The organism is Thioalkalivibrio sp. (assembly GCF_007692535.1).
GTDB lineage: Bacteria > Pseudomonadota > Gammaproteobacteria > Ectothiorhodospirales > Ectothiorhodospiraceae > Thioalkalivibrio.
In genome coordinates this window covers 1-18296 of the sequence record NZ_REBW01000127.1, presented here as the reverse complement: position 1 = coordinate 18296, position 18296 = coordinate 1, and the positions used below count along the sequence as shown (strand labels likewise).

Genomic DNA, 18296 nt, shown 5'->3' with positions numbered 1-18296 from the left:
CTCTCCTTCCCGCCCCAACGGTTACCGCACCACGCGCCATGGGCTCCAGCCTCCGCTCCGTTTTCAGCCTGCTGCTGGGCATGGGCATCCTGCTGATGGGCTCCGGGCTGATCGGCACCCTGCTGGGTCTGCGCGCGCAATCGGAGGGCTTCTCCGAACTGGCCATCGGCATGGTCATGTCAGCCTTCTTCATCGGCTATATCGTCGGCTCCTGGCTGATTCCCGCCGTAATCGCCCGGGTGGGACACATCCGCACCTTCGCCGTCCTTGCCGCCGTATCGGCGGTCGCGGCGCTGGCGCACGCCCTCTGGGTGGATCCGGTGGTGTGGTGGTTCCTGCGCCTGATCAACGGCATCAGCCTGCTCGGCAGCTACATGGTGATCGAGAGCTGGCTGAACGAGCAGGTCGTGGAGAAGCGTGGCCAGGTCTTCGCGGTGTACATGATGACGGCCCTGCTGGCACTCGGCGCCGGGCAATTCCTGCTCCTGCTCTACGGTCCGGAGGCGATGCAGAGCTTCATGCTGGTGGCGATACTGTTTGCGCTGGGGCTGATCCCGATCGCGCTGACGCCGGTCACGCAGCCGGTGCCGATCCAGACCACACGCCTGCCACTGCGGGATCTCTATCGGCGTGCCCCGGTCGGCACCGTGGGATCCGGCGTCTCCGGCCTCGTGACCGGGGCCTTTTGGGGCCTCGCCGCCGTTTTCGCCCGTGAAATCGGGCTCAGCGATGCCGGCGTTGCGGCGTTTCTGAGCGCCGCGATCTTCGGGGGCGCGATGCTCCAGTATCCGATCGGCCACGCGTCCGATGGCAGGGACCGGCGCAAGGCGCTGATGATCGTATCCGGCCTGGCCGCGCTCGGTTCGGTGGGCATCTACCTGGCGATCGGGCAGGCGCTGATCGTGATCGTCGCGCTCGGCCTGCTGTGGGGCGGATTTGCGTTCTCGCTGTATGCGCTCAGCGTGGCCCAGACCTATGACCGGCTCGAGTCATCCGAGGCGCTGGAGGCGACACGGGGGTTGCTGCTGATGAACGGCATCGGCTCGGCCGTGGGGCCGATGCTGGCCGGGTTCATCCTGTTCGTTGCCGACGCCTCCGTTCTCCCCCTGGCCTTCGCAGGGTTGCTGCTGTGCTACATCTTCTACGTGTCGCTGCAACTGCGCCGGGAGACCCCGGTGCCGCCCCGGGAGATGGCGGACTTCGTGCCGGTGATGCGCACGAGCCCCGTCTCCGCGGACATCGACCCACGCACGGAATCGGACCCCCACGAGACCGTGACACTGCACCCGACCGAAGAACCGGACCCGCATCGTGATCGCGACGCGTCCTGGCCAGAGGATGGACGATGACCAGCCGATTCATCGAACAGCTTCGTCGGTCCCAGGCGCATGCCGCCAGGGGCCTACGCGACATGCAGCAGTTGCGATACCAGCTCAAGTTGGGCGCAGAGGCCCTGCATCTGGGCCTGCATGTCGCCACCGTGGCACCGAACGGAGGGGTGGAGACAACCGTGCCGTACCGGCTACAGCCCGCACACCTGCACCACCCGCCCCCGTTTCTCACTGCCGCTGACAGGGACCTCCTGGATGCGCTGTCCCGGGATGCTCCCGGCTGGACCCAGGCCAGTGCCGGCCGCCTCCGCAACTCGCTGGATCTGGTCTGGCTCCGGCGACTGCTCGACACCGGGCGGGTCTTCGATTCCGAAGGAAACCCGTTGTCATGGGGCGCGCCCGTTGCCGCCGGGTGCGGCTGGCAAATCGACCCCGACGACGGTTGCCAGCGACTCAGCTGGGAACTGCCTGAACATGTTCGTCCCCTGCCCACGGATGCCCCGGCCTACTGGGACCTCGCGACCGGGCGCTGCGGGGAGATCCGCTCGAATCATCCGGTACAGGCCCGTACCTGGTTTGCACGGGCACCGGCGCTGTCGCCCGATGCAGTCGCCGGCTTCCTGAGCCGCGAGGGCGCCCGGCTGGCCTCCTGGGGGCTGCCGCAGCCCAGAGCGCTGACCCAACGGCGGATACAGGCGATGCCGGGTGGCATGCTCCGGCTGTTCAGTCTTCCCGCGGCCGCGCCGGGAGCACGGGACCGCCTGCAGCTCTTGTTCCGCTACGCCCATGGGGGGTATGAGGTCCTGTTCGAAGCCGAAGAAGCCACCGGCGAACGCTCAGTGGTGTTGCCGGAACTCGGGGAGCACCTGACCTTCCGGCGCGACCCCGTTTATGAATGCGCCCTTCGGGAACGGCTGCACGAAACCCTCTCGACCTGCAGTCCCCAGGTATTGGACGACGGCGACATCGCGTTCGCCGAGTCCCGGGCCTGGGTCGATGTAATGACGCGGGTGCTGCCAGGGCTGCGCAGCGAAGGCTGGAGGGTCGAGATCGATCCCGGCTTCCATCAGAACTGGGTGCGTCCAGACTCAATCGGCGTGGAGACCCGCTGGCTGGATCGGGACTGGTTCGAACTGGCCCTTCAGATTGAGATGGACGGGGAGCCGATCGCGCTGCTGCCGTTGCTGGCCCGGCTGCTCGGCGCGTACCCGCTTTCTGAACTACGGCAACTGAATCCGAACCAGGAGATTCCGCTGCCCCTGGACGACGGTCGCCAGGTTCTGCTGCCGGTGGGCCGCGTGCTCAGATGGATTCGGGTCCTCGGGGAACTTGAAGACGGGGACACAACGCGAGCCCATCTGCGGCTGCCGGCGTCGCAGACCACACGGATCGCGCAACTCGATGACGGCGACACAGCGTTCGCCACCGGCAGCACCAGCCTGCTCGAACAGGCCCGTGCCCTGCGCAGCGGCGTGGCCGTCGAGGGCTTCCGCAGTCCGCTGGGTCTGCAGGCGGAGCTGCGGGACTACCAACGGCTTGGCGTCGCCTGGCTACGGCAGCGACAACGCCTGGGCCTGGGGGGAATTCTGGCCGATGACATGGGGCTCGGAAAGACGCTGCAGGTCCTCGCGCACCTGATGCTGGAGCGTGCCGAGGGCCGCCTGCAAAGGCCGGCCCTGGTGGTCGCACCCACCAGCGTGCTCGGCAACTGGCTGGCGGAGGCCCGCCGCTTCTGCCCCGAGCTGCGGGTACTGCTCCTGCACGGGTCAGCCCGGCAACAGCAGTGGGCCGCTGCGGACCGGTTCGAACTGCTGATCACTTCCTACACGGTGCTCGCCAACGATCTCGACCAGTGGCAGGATCGGGAGCTTTCGGCAGTGTTCCTCGACGAGGCGCAGGCCATCCGCAATCCGCGCACCCGCATCCACCGCGCGGTACGCGCCTTGCGCGCGTCGGCCCGTTTCTGTCTCACCGGCACGCCGCTGCAGAACCACCTGGGCGACCTCTGGGCGCTGCTTGATTTCGTCCTCCCGGGCTGCCTCGACAGCGAGACTCAGTTCCGCCGGCGCTATCGTCGCCCGATCGAGGACGAGGGCGATACACTACGCGCGCAGGCGCTGTTCGAACGCATCGCCCCGTTCCTGCTGCGGCGAACGAAGAGAGAGGTCGCGGCAGATCTCCCGGCCAAGACGATGGTGACCCTGCGGCTGCCGCTCGAGGGGGCGCAACGCGAGCTGTACGAGATGGTGCGTCAGCGCAGCCTGGCACAATTGCACGGCGCCCGCGGCGAGCTCGGCCCGGACCGGTTGAACGTGCTCAATGCCCTGCTGCAGCTGCGGCAGGTCTGCTGCGATCCTCGGCTGCTCGATCCCGAGCGGTACCGCGATACAGGTTCGGCCAAGCGCGAACACCTTCTATCGATGGTTCGGGAACTGGTCGAGGAAGGGAGGGTGATCCTGGTATTCTCGCAGTTTCGCCGCATGCTGGAGTGGATCTCCGGGGACCTGATCCAGGCCGGCATCGAGCACCGGATGCTGACCGGACGCACGCACGACCGGCAGACCGTGATCGATTCGTTTCAACAAGGTGCCGGCCAGGTGTTCCTGATCAGCCTGAAGGCGGGCGGTACCGGGCTGAACCTGACGCGGGCCGACACCGTGATCCACTACGACCCCTGGTGGAACGATGCGGCGGAGAGTCAGGCCACCGACCGCGCACACCGCATCGGGCAGACCCAGCCCGTGTTCGTGTACCGGCTGCTGGCCGAGGATACGGTGGAGGAGCGGGTGCATGCACTGCAGGTACACAAGCGCGGACAACTCGAGGCCGTTTACACGGCGACAGAGCAGGAAAGCGAGCGATTCAGGCTCAGGCACTCCGATCTCCTTGGGCTGCTGGAGCCCGACGCGTGAACATGCGCGTGACGTCATGCAAAGCGTACGCCGTCTCCGCACTTGCAGGAGTGGGAACATTCGTGGCGACCTGGGAACCGGCCTTCACCCTGCGCCGTTGCGCGTATCGCCATGATCAGTAGTGACAACGAATTCCAGGCCAGCGAACTGCCGCTGCTTGATCTCGCCACGGTGGAGCGGCAGGTCCAGCAGACCGGTGCCTATTCCGTGCTGGAGTGGCTGCTGGAATCAGCGTTATTGCCCTATCCAGCCTACGAGCGTTGGCGCGAGGGGGACATTCCCTACCTGGAAGCGGCGATCGAAGCCCCGACGGAGGGCTGGCTTCAACGGCTTCGGGAAGGCGAGGCACACGCCCGGTCGCTGCGCCTCGTGCATGAGGCGCAGACCTACTACAACTGGCGCCCAGGTCATGGCGAGCGCGCACTGGCGCTGAGCCTGGATCCGACCCGCCGCACCCTGCTGGCGCAGCGCTGGGCGAGATCTGCCGATCTGGCCCAGCTCGATCTCTTTCTCGACAACGGCGCCAGCGCAGCTGAAAACGACCTCCGCCGAGAACTGGCGGCACGCAACACGGCGGACGCCGAGCAAAGCTACGAGCGCCTGTGCCGAATCGCCCCGAATCACTCCGGGCTCGGGGAGTATGAAGTGCTGGTGCTGTATGCGCGCCACCTCCAGCAGGCGGCGGCGATCCCGCCCGAAGCCTGCACCGAAGAGATGAAGGGTCTGCTGGAGGACATCGCGCCCTTGGCCCACGCATGTCTGCGTGCACAGGCACGGGATTACCTGGCACCCGCCTGGCGGCGTCTCGCCGGGGCCCTGCCCCGGGACCGCTTCGATCCCGTTCATCCGGACTTGCACGCGAGCTATGCCGAGCTGCGCATCCCGGACTGGGACGCGGTCATCGCTTCGGTACAGGCGGTTCCGGCTCACGCGGAACACGCTGCCCTGCTGTCGCGCCTGGCCCTGGCCCTTCAGCACCGGAACCGACCCGAGGCGGCGATGCTGACCTGGGCACGTTGCAGCGAGCTGGCACCGGACCAGTCCCCGGCCGATCTCACCCGGGATGCGTCGCCACGCCTATACCGCCACGCACTCTGCTTCGCGGACCTGGACGCGCCGCTGGACACCGCCGATTTCCCCGCCTGGCTTCTGCTGCAGGAACCAGGCCTGCTGCATCACCTGAAACGACCCACGTCACCCGTTCCGGTTGGCGCTACATTCCTGGCAGTGGCCGAACTCCTGCAAACCCGTGCGCGCGGTACCGACGAGGTCGCCGCCCGGCGGCGCCTGCAGGAGTTGCGGCCACCGCTTCTGCGGGCCTACCTTGACCGCGGGTCGCAATAGTCGTGTACATCGGGGCTCCGCTGTGCTCCGCACTCGAACCTTCCAGGTCCGAACCCTGGCCAGCTTCAATCATCAACGAAAAAGGCCCCGCGAGGGGGCCTCTTTCGTTGATGGCTGGGGGACCAGGATTCGAACCTGGGTTGACGGAGTCAGAGTCCGTAGTCCTACCGCTAGACGATCCCCCAATTCGACAGGTCCGGGACGCGGTCCCGGGCCTGGAACTCAGCGCTTGGAGAACTGCTTCGCGCGTCGGGCCTTGGCGAGACCAACCTTCTTGCGTTCGACTTCGCGCGCATCACGGGTCATGAACCCGGCCTGGCGCATCGGCGGACGCAGGGCCTCGTCGTACTGGACCAGGGCCCGGGCAATTCCGAGACGAATGGCACCGGCCTGCCCGTTGGCACCGCCACCCTTGACGGTCGCGATCACGTCGAAGTGGTTGACCATGTCCGCGGTCTCAAGGGGCTGGCGGACGACCATGCGCGAGGTCTTGCGCCCGAAATAGTCGTTCAGCGACTTGTCGTTGACGACGATGTCGCCCTTGCCCGGACGCAGGAAGACCCGTGCGGAGGCCGTCTTGCGGCGGCCAGTGCCATAGTTCTGGTTTATTGCCATGAATGCGTTGTCCTTGACGTATGCGGTGTAAGCGGCACTAGATCTCGAGGGGCTGCGGCTGCTGTGCGGTGTGACGGTGTTCCGTACCCGCATAGACCTTCAGCTTCTTGAACATGGCGCGGCCCAGCGGATTCTTGGGCAGCATGCCCTTGACCGCATGTTCCAGCACCCGTTCCGGCGAACGCTCGATCAACTGGCTGAAATTCGCCTGCTTCAACCCCCCGGGGAAGCCCGAGTGGCGGTAGTACATCTTGTCGTTCGCCTTGTTGCCGGTCACATGGATCTTTTCCGCGTTGACGACGACGATGTAATCGCCGGTGTCGACGTGCGGGGTGTAGATCGGCTTGTGCTTGCCGCGCAAACGGCGCGCGATCTCGGTGGCGAGCCGCCCGAGGGTCTTGCCGCTGGCGTCGACGAGGTACCAGTCGCGTACGACTTCGGCCGGCTTGGCGCTAATGGTTTTCATGCCTGTGCTCCGGATACGGCGCTATTTCATAAAGCGCGCAATCATAACGAACGCGCGCCCAGGGTTCAAGGAGAACACAAAAGAAAGGCCGACCCCGAGGGGCCGGCCCTGCGTCCGGCGAACCGGATGCGATCCTGGAACCGAGTCCCAGCTTACATGCGATCAGCGGCCTTTTCCTGCACCTGCTCCATCAACGCCGGATCGTTCTGCAGCGCCATGGCGACTTCATTGTACTCCTGGACGCTCATTCCGGACTCCTCCACGGCCTGCATCATCTTCTCCTGGGCCTCCTGCTGCATGGCCTGGGCCTCGGCCTCGTCGGAAGCCGCATGCAGCCGCTCGGTGAAGTCCTCACGAATCTCCTGCACCGCGACGAAGGCATCGACAAAGGTGTCGACGGTCTCATCGGTCAGGGCTGCACCTTGGGGTGTCGCCTGACCCGGTGCCGGCGCCTGACCGGCTCCGCCATCGTAGCTCTGGGCAACGGCAGTACCGCCAGCGGCGAACAGCGCGGCGAGGGCGATGGTCAATGCGGTCTTTCGAATAGTCATAAATGCTCCTTTCGATTGCATATGGTTGGTTAGCAATAAACTAGGAGCAGAAACCGTGCCAGATCCAGAAATAATTTCAAAACACGTTTTTATTCAAAACGTTACGATTTTATCGATGGGTCTCGGCGACGATCGTGGGCCGGCAATACCGTAGCAGCGCGCCACATGTGTCGAATTGACACGGTTCCGATCGTCACACATCACTGCCCAGTTTCCGGTACAGGGTCTTCCGTCCGATGCCGAGAATCCGCGCCGCCCGCTGCTTGTTGCCCCCGGTGAAGACCAGCACCTGCCGGATGTAACGTTCCTCCAGTTCGTCGAGGGTCTCCCACTCGTCCTCGTTCTGGCCCCTGCCGGTCGGGTTGAAGACCGTCTCGAGATCGCCGGTGGGTTCCGACCGAACCCGCTCCGGAAGGTCCTCGACCCCGATCGTATCGCCTCGGGCCAGGGTGGCGGCACGTTCGACCAGGCTGGCGAGTTCGCGCACGTTGCCGGGAAATCGGTAGCCCAACAGTTGCCGTAGCGCATCGGGTTCCAGGCGCCGCACCGGCTGGTCCTGCGCGAGCGCCTGACGGCGCAGGAAGAGGTCCAGCAGTCGCGCAATGTCCTCCCCGCGGTCGCGCAGGGGCGGTACCTCGATGCGGAAGGTCTCCAGCCGGAAGAACAAATCCTCCCGGAGGTCGCCCTCAGTCATCAGGTCGGCGATATCCCGGTGGGTGGCGGCGACGATGCGCACATCGGTGCTCACCTCCTCATTGGCGCCGACCGGTCGCACCTGTCCATCCTGCAGCAGGCGCAACAGCTTGGTCTGCATGGAAGCGGGCATCTCCCCGATCTCGTCCAGGAACAGCGTGCCATTGTCAGCCTCGAGGAACAGGCCCTTGCGTGCCCCGCGCGCGCCACTGAAAGCGCCCGCCGCATGGCCCAGCAGTTCGGATTCCAGCAGGGTTTCCGGAATGCCGGCACAATTGATCGCCACGAAGGGTCCGCCGGCGCGGGGGCTTTCCTCGTGCAACGCGCGTGCGACCAGCTCCTTGCCCGTACCGGATTCCCCGGTGATCAGGACGCTGCCATCGGAACCGGCGATGCGCCGGATCAGGTCGAAGAGGCGCAGCATCGCGGGGCTCTTGCCATACATGCCGTGGAAGCCTTGGTCGCCGAGCACATCCCGGTACTGCTGGACCTCGTTGCGGAGCCGCCGCGTCTCCAGTACACGGTCCGCGGCAATACGCAGGTGCTCGAGATCGATCGGCTTGGTCAGGAAATCGTCGGCTCCCGCTTTCAGCGCAGCGACGGCCTGGTCGATGGTGCCGAAGCCGGTCAACATGATGAACCCCGGTGCAGGCACCAGCGTCCGGGTCCGCTCCAGCACCGCGAATCCGTCGGCCCCCGGCAGGCGCAGGTCGCTGACCACCAGGGCGAAGGTGTGCGCCCCGAGCCGTGCGTTAGCATCCTCCGCCGTGGCCACGGCGGTCACAGCGTATCCTGCCTCGGTCAATTCCTGCTGCAGCAGTTCACGGTGCCCGGCATCATCCTCGACCACGAGTACCGCATCGCGGGCATCGCCCTGGTTGGGGGAAAGGACATCACGCATCGGCCGCAGCCTCCGACAGTGGCAGGGTCACGACAAACCGGGTGCCGGGAGACCAGGCCTGGTCCAGCCGCAGCTCACCGCCATGGTCCTCGATCGCAACGTGTGCCACAGCGAGGCCCAGGCCGGTCCCCTCGCCGGTCGGCTTGGTCGTGAAGAACGGCTCGAACAGCCGATCGACGTGCGCGTCCGCGATCCCCGGTCCGTCGTCCGCAACGGCGATCTCCAGCATCTCTCGGGAATTTTCCGTGATTCTGCGCCAGGCGACCGTAACCCGCTCGCGCGCAGCGTGGATCGCATTTTCCAGCAGGTTGCCCAATGCCTGCTCAAGGCGGGCCGGATCGGCAAGGATGGTCAACGTGCCGGAAGCGTCGGTTGGCGCCGCATGGACCTCGATCTCCGGGCGCTGCGTGCCCATCCGTACCCGCGACACCACATCCGCCATCAGCGCGGGCAGGGAGATGGCGCGCCGGTTCAGGGGATTGCGCCGCGCGAAGTTCAGCAGCTGGCGCACGATGTGTTCGACCCGGCCGAGCTCAGCCAGCAGGCTCTCCATCTCGGTAGCGGTGTGGGAACCCTTCGGCACCCCGCGGCGCGCGCGCTGCGCACGCCCGGCAATGACCCCGAGTGGCGTACCCAGCTCGTGCGCCACCCCGGCTGCAAGCTGCCCGATCGCGGCCAGCTTCTCGGACTGGCGCAGTTTCTCCTCGAGCTCGGCCCGCTGGGCACGCTGCGCCTCCAGCGCCCTCTCCGAATCCTCGCGGCGTTCGAGCATCTCGTTCATCGTGGTGGCCAGCAGTCGCAGCTCCTGCGGCCCCTGTTCCGGTACCCGCAGCCCGCGGGCGCCGGTACCGACACTCTGCATGGCACCAGCGAGCCGGCTGACATGCCGACCCACGGCTCGGTGATACCCGATCAGGACGACGAACAGGAAGATCAGGGACAGCAGGACGATCGCCACGCCGCCCTGCCAGCGCATCTGGGCGATGTAGGCCTGGAACCGGGTCACATCGCGGGTGATCTGCAGCAATCCGACGATCCGTCCGCCGGCGTCTGTCAGCGGCAGGAAGAAAGAGAACACCTCGCGACCCTGGCGCTCCTCGAAGGCCCCCTGACTGCCGGTGGCGGTGATCAGGCGGGCCTCATGGCGACGTTCCAGCGATGGACTGCGCGGCCCGCTGGTGGCGACCAGTTCGCCGTGGTAATCGTAAACATAGACGCCGAAGACCTGTTCCAGCTGAAAGGCGGAATCCAGCGCCTGCTGCACGTCCATCGCATCGCGCCGGACCATCGCCGCCGAGATCGGCAGGCGAATGGACCGCGCCACCAGTTCGATGTCCTCCTGCATGCGCAACTCCATCTGCTGTTCGAACTCGCGCAGAGCCAGCATTGCGAGCGCGACCAACACAGCCAGCAGCGGCAGCAGCACGAAGACCAGGACGGCGTTACGCAGATTATTGAATGACAGAGACATCGATTGGCCAAGGGTCAGACGACCCCAAGGGGTAACAGAATACGCCGCACGTGGCGAATGCCCGGCCGCGATCAAGGTGGGCCAGGCGGAAAACACGCCCACCGGATCACACCAAAAAAAAGGCGCGAACCAAAGTTCGCGCCAATTAAACCACCAAAGGAGGATGGAGGAGTACGCTGACCGTTGCGGGGGGGCAAGCGATCAACGTATGAGCATCTTCGAATATTCCGATTATACTGTCAACCCCGCAGTGCAAAAAAAACACCGGACACCCCGCCGGGACCCTCTGCACCAGTTTGCCCAAGGTGCAACCCCCATGACGGAACCCCGGCCGGTTTGCAACAATGTGATCCCCACCCGCCCATCGGAACACCGCCATGCTCGGATTCGTCACCATCCCCGTTACCGCCTTCGAACAGAATGCGACCCTGATCTGGTGTGAAGAGACGCGTGAAGCCGCCTGGGTGGACCCTGGCGGCTCCCCGGAAAGACTGCTGGAGGCAGTCCGGGAGCGGGGACTGGACCTCCGTCAGATTCTTCTCACCCATGGCCATCTGGACCACGTGGGGGCCGCGCGCGAGCTCGCGGACATGGCAGCCATTCCGATCATCGGCCCGGGCGAGGCCGACCGCTTCTGGCTGGAACAACTGCCGATGCAGGCCAGGATGTTCGGCACCGCAGAGGTCAAGTCCTTCCTTCCCGACCGCTGGCTCAACGAAGGAGACCAGGTGCACGTGGGCCAACAGGTGCTGGATGTCTACCATTGCCCCGGCCACACGCCGGGGCACGTGATCTTCCATCATGCACCAAGCCAACTGGCCCTGGTGGGCGACGTGCTCTTCGCCGGGAGCATCGGGCGCACCGATTTCCCCCAGGGCAACCACCAGGACCTGCTCGATTCCATCGCCGCCAAGCTTTGGCCGTTGGGTCCGGAAACCCGTTTCATCCCCGGTCACGGCCCGATGTCCACGTTCGGAGAGGAGCGCCGCAGCAACGCGTTCGTAGCGGACCGGGTGCTGAGAGGGCGGTAAGCGGTTCGCCTGCAGGGGCGGTCTCCTGCATGGCAGCGAGAGCCGGAAATAACGAAGGGCCGCCCGAGGACGGCCCTTCGTAGGTACCCGGGGATCCCGGACTCAGCGCATTGCCTTCAGCGCCATGATCCGCTCTTCGATCGGCGGGTGCGTCATGAACAGACGCTTGAGACCGGTCGGCAGTCCGCCGCGGATGCCGAAGGCAGCCATCTGATCGGGCATGTCCACCGGCCGCCCCGATGCTCGCGCAAGCGATTCCAGCGCTCCGATCATCTTGTCGCGTCCGGCCAGCTTCGCGCCGGCCTCGTCGGCCCGGAATTCACGCTGGCGCGAGAACCACATCACGATGATCGAGGCCAGGATCGCCAGCAGGATCTCAGCGACGATGGTGGTGATCCAGAAGGCGGGGCCATGGCCCTGTTCGTTCTTGAACACCACGCGGTCGACGAAGTGACCGATCACGCGGGCCAGGAAGATCACGAAGGTGTTCACCACCCCCTGGATCAGCGCGAGGGTGACCATATCCCCGTTGGCGACGTGGCCGACCTCATGACCCAGTACGGCCTCGACCTCGCCCTGACCCATGCTCTGCATCAATCCGGTGCTGACCGCCACGAGCGCGTTGTTGCGACTCATGCCGGTGGCGAAGGCGTTGGGGTCGGGCGAGTCGTAGATCCCGACTTCCGGCATGCCGATGCCGGCTTCCCGGGCCTGACGGCGCACGGTGTCGAACAGCCATTGCTCGGTCGCGTTGCGGGGCTTTTCGATGACGTGCACCTTCATCGTCTTCTTGGCCATCCATTTGGAGATGGCCAGCGAGATGAACGAGCCCCCGAAGCCGAATACAGCCGCAAAGATCAACAGGGCGTTGAGATTCAGACCAACGCCCTCTTCATCGAGGATGCGTTCCACGCCGAGGATACGCAGCGTGATGCTCAACACCACGATGATTGCGAGGTTGGTACCCAAAAACAGCATGATACGTTTCATGACGACTCCGAAGACTCCATTAGTAAAGTTTATTGCCGAGGATAAGATGGGGCAGCGCGCGAAAAATTCAAGCGGCGCGGCACCCGTTCACGCCTGGATCTCCAACCGGTCCACCTTCTGGTAGCCACGCGGCAGTTTGTGGCCGCGTCGGCCCCGCTCCGCCTCGTATTCTGCCCATTCCGCGGGCCCCATGCCCTTGAACCGCTTCCCGGCATGGATGAGGAGCGTACCACCCTGCGGCAGCACCGCCACGGCCGTGACCCGCTCCTGTCCGGCCTTCAGGCGCGCCGAGGGAATCCCGATGATCCTGTTGCCCTTGCCGCGCGCCATTTCCGGCAGGTCCGCTGCCGCGACGACCAGCAGATAACCGTCCGAGGTCACCAGCGCGATGCGGTCGCTGCCAACGGCCGTGATCCGCCGGGGCGGAAGCACGCCAGCGCCCCCGGGCACACTCAGCACGGTCTTGCCCGACTTCTGTCGGCTGAACAGGTCCCCCAGCTGCGCGATAAAGCCGTAGCCGTGATCGGTCGTCAGCAGCCAGCGCTCCTCCGCCGCACCCGCGGCCAGGCCAACGAAGCGCCCGCCATCGGCGGGCGTGAAACGCCCTGACAAAGGCTCACCCTGACCGCGCGCGGACGGCAGGGTATGCGCGGGCAGCGTGTAGGCCCTCCCGGTCGAATCGAGAAACGCCACCAGCTGATTGCTGCGCCCCGCCAGGGCCTCCAGAAAACCGTCGCCCGCCTTGTAATTCAGCGCGGCGGGATCCACCTCGTGACCCTTCGCGGCGCGTACCCAGCCCATCTTCGACAGCACGATGGTCAGCGGCTCGGTCGGCACCAGCGCCGTCTCGTCCAGGGCCTGTGCGGCGGCGCGCTGCACCAGCGGCGAGCGACGGTCGTCGCCGAAGGCCTCAGCGTCCGCCCGGATTTCGTCCGCGACCAGGCGCTTCAGCCGCTTGTCCGATCCCAGGATCTTCTCCAATCGCGCGCGCTCGGCCGCCAGATCGTCCTGCTCGCCGCGGATCTTCATCTCCTCCAGCTTCGCGAGATGGCGCAGCTTCAGCTCCAGGATGGCCTCGGCCTGGATGTCGCTGAGCCCGAAGCGCTCCATCAACACCGGTTTGGGCCTGTCGTTCTCGCGGATGATCCGGATCACCTCGTCGATGTTCAGATACGCGATCAGCAGGCCTTCGAGCACGTGCAGGCGGGCCAGCACCTTGTCGAGGCGCCACTGCAGGCGCCGGCGCACGGTGGTCACCCGGAAACCCAGCCATTCGCCCAGCAGCGTGTGCAGGTCCTTGACCCGGGGCCGGCCGTCCAGCCCGATCAGGTTCATGTTGACCCGGTAGCTCTTCTCCAGGTCGGTGGTGGCGAACAGGTGCGCCATCAGCGACTCGACATCGACACGCTGGCTGCGGGGCGTGATCACCAGGCGGGTCGGGTGCTCGTGGTCGGACTCGTCGCGCAGGTCCTCCACCATCGGCAGCTTCTTCGCGTTGATCTGCGCGGCGATCTGCTCCAGCACCCGGGAACCCGAAGCCTGGTAGGGCAACGCGGTGACCACGATGTCGCCGTTCTCGCGCTCGTAGCGGGCCCGGGCACGCACCGAACCGTGACCGCTCGCATACATCTTCCGCAGTTCCTCGCGCGGCGTGATGATTTCGGCTTCGTTCGGAAAGTCCGGTCCCTGGATATGTTCCAGCAGGTCGTCCAGCGTCGCGCCGGGATGTTCCAGCAGGTGCACACAGGCGGCCGCGACCTCGCGCAGGTTGTGCGGGAGGATGTCGGTGGCCATGCCCACGGCAATACCGGTGGCACCGTTCAGCAGCACGTTCGGAAGCCGAGCGGGAAGCACCTTCGGTTCTTCCAGGGTGCCATCGAAGTTGGCCACCCAGTCCGCGGTGCCCTGATCGAGTTCCGACAGCAGCACCTGGGCATAGCGCGACAGCCGGGACTCCGTATAGCGCATCGCGGCGAAGCTCTTGGGATCGTCCGGCGAACCCCAGTTGCCCTGCCCGTCGACGAACGGATAGCGGTAGGAAAAGGGCTGGGCCATCAGCACCATGGCCTCATAGCAGGCGCTGTCCCCGTGCGGGTGGAACTTGCCCAGCACGTCGCCCACGGTGCGCGCGGACTTCTTGTACTTGGCAGCCGCGGAAAGACCGAGCTCGCTCATCGCGTAGATGATCCGCCGCTGCACCGGCTTCAGGCCGTCGCCGATGTGTGGCAGGGCCCGGTCCAGGATCACGTACATGGAATAGTCCAGGTACGCCTTCTCGGTAAAGTCCTTCAACGGCAGGCGCTCGGCGTCCGCGAAGTCGAGGGTCAGGTTCTCGGCCATGGTGTGGTTTCATTCCTGTTGGAAGGTCCGGCGCCGCCCCACAGACAGGCCGGGTTTGCCCGCTATGGAGCGCCGCCGTACTGTAGCCAGTCTTGACAGCGCATGCCATCGCATGGCCTGACCCCGGAGGCGGAACGTGGACGTGGAGACCGGCTGGATCGCCAGCGGCATCGCCGCAGCCGTGTTCCTGCTGGCCGTAGCCAGCGCGGTGCACGCGCTGCTGCAGCGCCGTGAAACCGGGACGGTCATCGCCTGGGTCGGACTGATCATCCTCCTGCCGCTGGCCGGCTCGATTCTCTACTGGCTGATCGGCGTGAACCGCATCCGCCGGCGCGCCCGAGCCCTGCGTGACGGCCGCAGCCCCTCGCCAGCCCCGCGGCCCAGCCTTGCTGTGGACCCCGGACTGAAAGCACGCTGGCGGGGGCTGCTGGGCTCGGGGGATACGCTGAGTCCGTTCACCCTCAGCGCCGGGAACCGCGTGACACCGCTGTTCGATGGCGACCAGGCCTACGCCGCGATGCTGCAGGCAATCGATCGCGCGCAGCGCAGTATCGCCCTGGCCACCTACATCTTCGATACCGGCCGCGTGGGACAGCACTTCGCCGAACGCCTGCACGCGGCTCATGAACGCGGGGTGGAAGTGCGGGTGCTCATCGACGGGATCGGTGTCCGTTACAGCCGCCGCAGCATGATCGCTCACCTGCGCCGTCTCGGCGTTCGCAGCGCCGCGTTTCTTCCCGCCCATCTACCCCGGAGTCTGGCCGCCTTCAATCTGCGCAACCACCGGAAACTGCTGATCGTCGACGGAACCTCCGGTTTCACCGGCGGCATGAACATCCGTCAGGGACACTCCAGCACCGATCCCGGCAGGCATCCGATCCGCGACCTGCATTTCCAGATCGATGGGCCGGTGGCCGAACAACTTCTGCGAGTCTTCAGCGAGGACTGGAGATTCGCCACCGGCGAGACGTTATCGGGGCCGGCCTGGGTCGCCCGTGCCGGGCCGGAGGCTGGAACGACCTTTTGCCGCGGCTTTCCCGACGGCCCCGATGAAGATTTCGAGGTGCTGCAGTTCACCCTGCTGGCCGCGCTGGCCGAGGCCCGCGAACAGGTCACCGTGATCACGCCCTACTTCCTTCCCGAGGTGGGACTGCTCAGCGCGCTGAAGACGGCAGCCCTGCGCGGTGTCCGGGTGGACCTGCTGCTGCCCGAATGCAGCAACCTGCGCCTCGTGGATTGGGCCAGCAATCCACTGCACGCGGAACTGGTGGAGCGCGGCTGCCGCATCTGGCTGACGCCGCCGCCGTTCAACCACGGCAAGCTGATGCTGGTCGATGCCTGCTGGGTGCTGTTCGGGTCCGCCAACTGGGATCCGCGCAGCCTGCGCCTGAATTTCGAATTCAACCTGGAGTGCTACGACGCGGAGCTTGGCCGGAATCTCAGCGAATGGACGGTCGATCTGCGCCGGACCTCCCGGCTGCTGTCGCTGCACGAGATCCGCCAGCGACCCATCCCGCTGCGCCTGCGCGACGGGGCCGCGCGACTGCTGACCCCATATCTGTAGCCGCCCGCGCGCCATCCCCAACCCGCCCATGGCCCCCGTGATGGCAAACGCGATAGGCTAGCCTCATGAATGGAAAGCGTGCACAACCACGGGAACGGCGCTGCCCTGCGCCAGGCGGCCGTTCGTCATGATCTTCGACCTGTTTCAACGCGAACCCCTGCTGGACGAAACCACGCGCGACTGGATCCATGAGGTCTTTGCCTGGACCATGCGTCACCAGGGACGCGAGACCTTCTTCGGCGGCACCCGACTCGTCCTGCCCACCCCGGAATTTTTCCCCGGACGAGCGGACAGTGTGCATGGCATGGCGCAGCTGGTCTTCGATTCGGTCCGAGGCCACGCCGGCCTCGATCACTGGCCCTGCCGACTGCAGGAACCGGGGGCATGGGTTCCCCAAGCCTACCCTTCCCAGGCGCTGGCGGTACCCATACGGGCGCCCCACGGCTCCGCCATGCCGGTGGCACAGGGGTCTGCGGCGTTATTCAGTTATACCCCCGAACTCGTGGCCAACCCGGAGGCCCTGATTGCCAACTTCGCACGGGAGTTCGCCCATCACCTCGCCGCCGCGGCACCGGAAACCCCACCCGCCGGGGAGGAGAACTGGGGCCACGTGACCGAACTGGTCGGCGTCTTCATGGGCTTCGGGATCATGTTCGCCAACACGGCCTTCAACGTCCGCGTGAACTCCTGCGGTTCCTGCCAGGGCCCGGCGGCCGAACGCCCCGGCTTCCTGTCGCGGGCCGACCTCAGTTACGCGCTGGCCTTGTTCTGCCGATTGAAGGACATTCCCCCAAGCCAGGCTCGACCACATCTGAAGAGCGGTCTGCGCCCGTTTTTCCGCCGGGCGTTGCGCGACATCGACCGCAACCCGGGGCTTCTGGCGACCGTGCGCGGGGAGGTGCCCCCACTGGCCGATCCGGCGCTGCCAGGAGGCTATTCCAAGCCCTTCTGATGGCTCGACGGCTCGGGAAAGTTGGCGTCGTAGACAAGCCATGCGGCATAGATCTCGTCCAGCCAGAAGCTCTGAAACCAGGCAATGACCGCGTCGATCTCGGCATCGGAGAGCACTTCGGCGAATCCAGGCATATCGCCGTGTTCCGGGTCCGAACCCTCCCGAATCTGTTGGCGCAACTGCCACAGGGGATGGTGCCAGGCGTGTGCCGTGCCGTTCAGGGGCGGGGGCGGCCAGCGGCCGTCAGGCAGGCGGCGGAACCATTCCTCGGCGCCCTCTGCCCGGGCACCGTGACAGACTGCGCAATGCGTGGCGAACACAGGGCCGCCCAGCATCACCTGTTCCACGCTGTACCAGCGGGCCGTATCGGAGTCGCGGTGCTCGGCCTCCCGCGGAGGGTCGCCACACGCGGCGAGGAAAAGGACACCGCACGCGGCAAGGGGCAACGACAGGCGTTCGTTCATCGGTCAGGCCTCAGAAATATTTCGGGGTACGCCCTTTTTGGGTATCTCGGGCGCATTCTTCTTGGCCAGTTGGGGCGTTAGGACGAGTCCCCCGATATCCGCATCAACACAGCCTCGATCGCGGCGGCGTGGAAGGCAAGAAAGCACGACGCCCCCGTCGGAATACTTGGACCCCGGAGCCCTCCGTTGACTACACTTCCGGGGAATGTCCTCGCGGCACATGGCGTGCTGCATCGGCGAAGACCCTGCCCCAAGGGAACGACAATAACGTAGAAGGCCCTAAACGCCGCGCGCGCAATGGGCCACAGACCACACCAAGGAGATCAAGACCCATGAACAAGCCATCTGTGCACGCAACAACCAGGGGTCGCGGGATCAACCCCGCCATCCGGGCCCTGGCGGTTGGAGCCGTACTGTTCGCCCTTGCGATACCGGGCCATACGCAGGATGAAAATGCCCAGGCCAGACAGGCCGAGACGCAGGCAGAACTGCAGGCCGTCCAGGAACGGTACGAGGAAGCACGGGACGAACTCGAACAACTGCGTGCCTCCCACGAAATCCTCGAGGCGGAACTCTCGACCGCGCGCTCCGAGCAATCGGATCTTGGCGAACAGCTGGCCCTCAGGGACGCCGAGATCAGCGAGCTCGAAAGCCAGATCGAGACCGCCCAG

General features: G+C 65.8%; 15 protein-coding genes and 1 tRNA gene. 7 read left to right on the top strand and 9 right to left on the bottom strand.

The features are described from left to right. Positions 1 to 38: 38 nt before the first annotated feature. The 3 genes from EA346_RS06670 (at position 39) to EA346_RS06660 (ending at position 5587) form a co-directional block, all read left to right on the top strand. Positions 39 to 1349 (top strand): MFS transporter, encoded by a 1311-nt coding sequence (locus EA346_RS06670; protein ID WP_296756910.1) that lies wholly within the window; start codon positions 39 to 41, stop codon positions 1347 to 1349. Continuing rightward, positions 1346 to 4243 (top strand): DEAD/DEAH box helicase, encoded by a 2898-nt coding sequence (locus EA346_RS06665; RefSeq protein ID WP_296756909.1) that lies wholly within the window; start codon positions 1346 to 1348, stop codon positions 4241 to 4243. Before EA346_RS06670 ends, EA346_RS06665 begins: the two co-directional genes overlap by 4 nt. Before the next feature lie 111 nt (positions 4244 to 4354). After that, complete coding sequence (locus tag EA346_RS06660; protein WP_296756907.1) at positions 4355 to 5587, top strand: hypothetical protein; 1233 nt, start codon at positions 4355 to 4357, stop codon at positions 5585 to 5587. A gap of 111 nt (positions 5588 to 5698) precedes the next feature. Here EA346_RS06660 and EA346_RS06655 read toward each other — a convergent pair. The 6 genes from EA346_RS06655 to EA346_RS06630 form a co-directional block, all read right to left on the bottom strand. Continuing rightward, positions 5699 to 5772: transfer RNA gene (locus EA346_RS06655), tRNA-Gln, on the bottom strand. 37 nt (positions 5773 to 5809) lie between these two features. After that, entirely contained in the window at positions 5810 to 6202 is a 393-nt protein-coding gene (gene rpsI / locus EA346_RS06650; RefSeq protein WP_296747965.1) for a 30S ribosomal protein S9, read from the bottom strand. A 37-nt stretch (positions 6203 to 6239) separates the two neighbouring features. Next, positions 6240 to 6668: a 50S ribosomal protein L13 gene (gene rplM, locus EA346_RS06645; RefSeq protein WP_296756906.1), complete on the bottom strand. Its 429-nt coding sequence runs from the start codon at positions 6666 to 6668 to the stop codon at positions 6240 to 6242. Positions 6669 to 6820: 152 nt separating this feature from the next. Next, positions 6821 to 7219 (bottom strand): DUF4168 domain-containing protein, encoded by a 399-nt coding sequence (locus tag EA346_RS06640; protein WP_296756904.1) that lies wholly within the window; start codon positions 7217 to 7219, stop codon positions 6821 to 6823. A 193-nt stretch (positions 7220 to 7412) separates the two neighbouring features. Beyond that, positions 7413 to 8813: a sigma-54 dependent transcriptional regulator gene (locus EA346_RS06635; RefSeq protein ID WP_296756901.1), complete on the bottom strand. Its 1401-nt coding sequence runs from the start codon at positions 8811 to 8813 to the stop codon at positions 7413 to 7415. Next, positions 8806 to 10284: an ATP-binding protein gene (locus EA346_RS06630; RefSeq protein WP_296756899.1), complete on the bottom strand. Its 1479-nt coding sequence runs from the start codon at positions 10282 to 10284 to the stop codon at positions 8806 to 8808. The genes EA346_RS06635 and EA346_RS06630 overlap by 8 nt, the downstream gene beginning before the upstream one ends. Before the next feature lie 377 nt (positions 10285 to 10661). Here EA346_RS06630 and EA346_RS06625 point away from each other — a divergent pair, with 377 nt between their 5' ends. Next, a complete protein-coding gene (locus EA346_RS06625; protein ID WP_296756897.1) occupies positions 10662 to 11315 on the top strand; it encodes an MBL fold metallo-hydrolase in 654 nt (217 codons plus the stop codon). Positions 11316 to 11417: 102 nt separating this feature from the next. Here EA346_RS06625 and htpX read toward each other — a convergent pair whose 3' ends face one another. Together htpX and parC are read right to left on the bottom strand one after the other, a co-directional pair. Continuing rightward, complete coding sequence (htpX, locus tag EA346_RS06620; protein ID WP_296756895.1) at positions 11418 to 12305, bottom strand: protease HtpX; 888 nt, start codon at positions 12303 to 12305, stop codon at positions 11418 to 11420. Between the two features lie 87 nt (positions 12306 to 12392). Beyond that, positions 12393 to 14645, bottom strand: coding sequence for a DNA topoisomerase IV subunit A (gene parC / locus EA346_RS06615; RefSeq protein WP_296756893.1), 2253 nt, complete (start codon positions 14643 to 14645; stop codon positions 12393 to 12395). A gap of 136 nt (positions 14646 to 14781) precedes the next feature. Here parC and EA346_RS06610 point away from each other — a divergent pair, with 136 nt between their 5' ends. Both EA346_RS06610 and EA346_RS06605 read left to right on the top strand, forming a co-directional pair. After that, a complete protein-coding gene (locus tag EA346_RS06610; protein ID WP_296756891.1) occupies positions 14782 to 16209 on the top strand; it encodes a phospholipase D-like domain-containing protein in 1428 nt (475 codons plus the stop codon). A gap of 127 nt (positions 16210 to 16336) precedes the next feature. Beyond that, positions 16337 to 17161, top strand: coding sequence for a hypothetical protein (locus tag EA346_RS06605; RefSeq protein ID WP_296756889.1), 825 nt, complete (start codon positions 16337 to 16339; stop codon positions 17159 to 17161). Here EA346_RS06605 and EA346_RS06600 read toward each other — a convergent pair. Continuing rightward, positions 17143 to 17625, bottom strand: coding sequence for a cytochrome c (locus EA346_RS06600; RefSeq protein ID WP_296756887.1), 483 nt, complete (start codon positions 17623 to 17625; stop codon positions 17143 to 17145). The two genes, EA346_RS06605 and EA346_RS06600, sit on opposite strands and share 19 nt — an antisense overlap. Before the next feature lie 332 nt (positions 17626 to 17957). Between EA346_RS06600 and EA346_RS06595 the strand changes: the two genes are divergently transcribed. Beyond that, positions 17958 to 18296, top strand: a 339-nt coding sequence (locus EA346_RS06595) for a hypothetical protein (RefSeq protein WP_296756885.1), incomplete at its 3' end; no start/stop codon positions are given.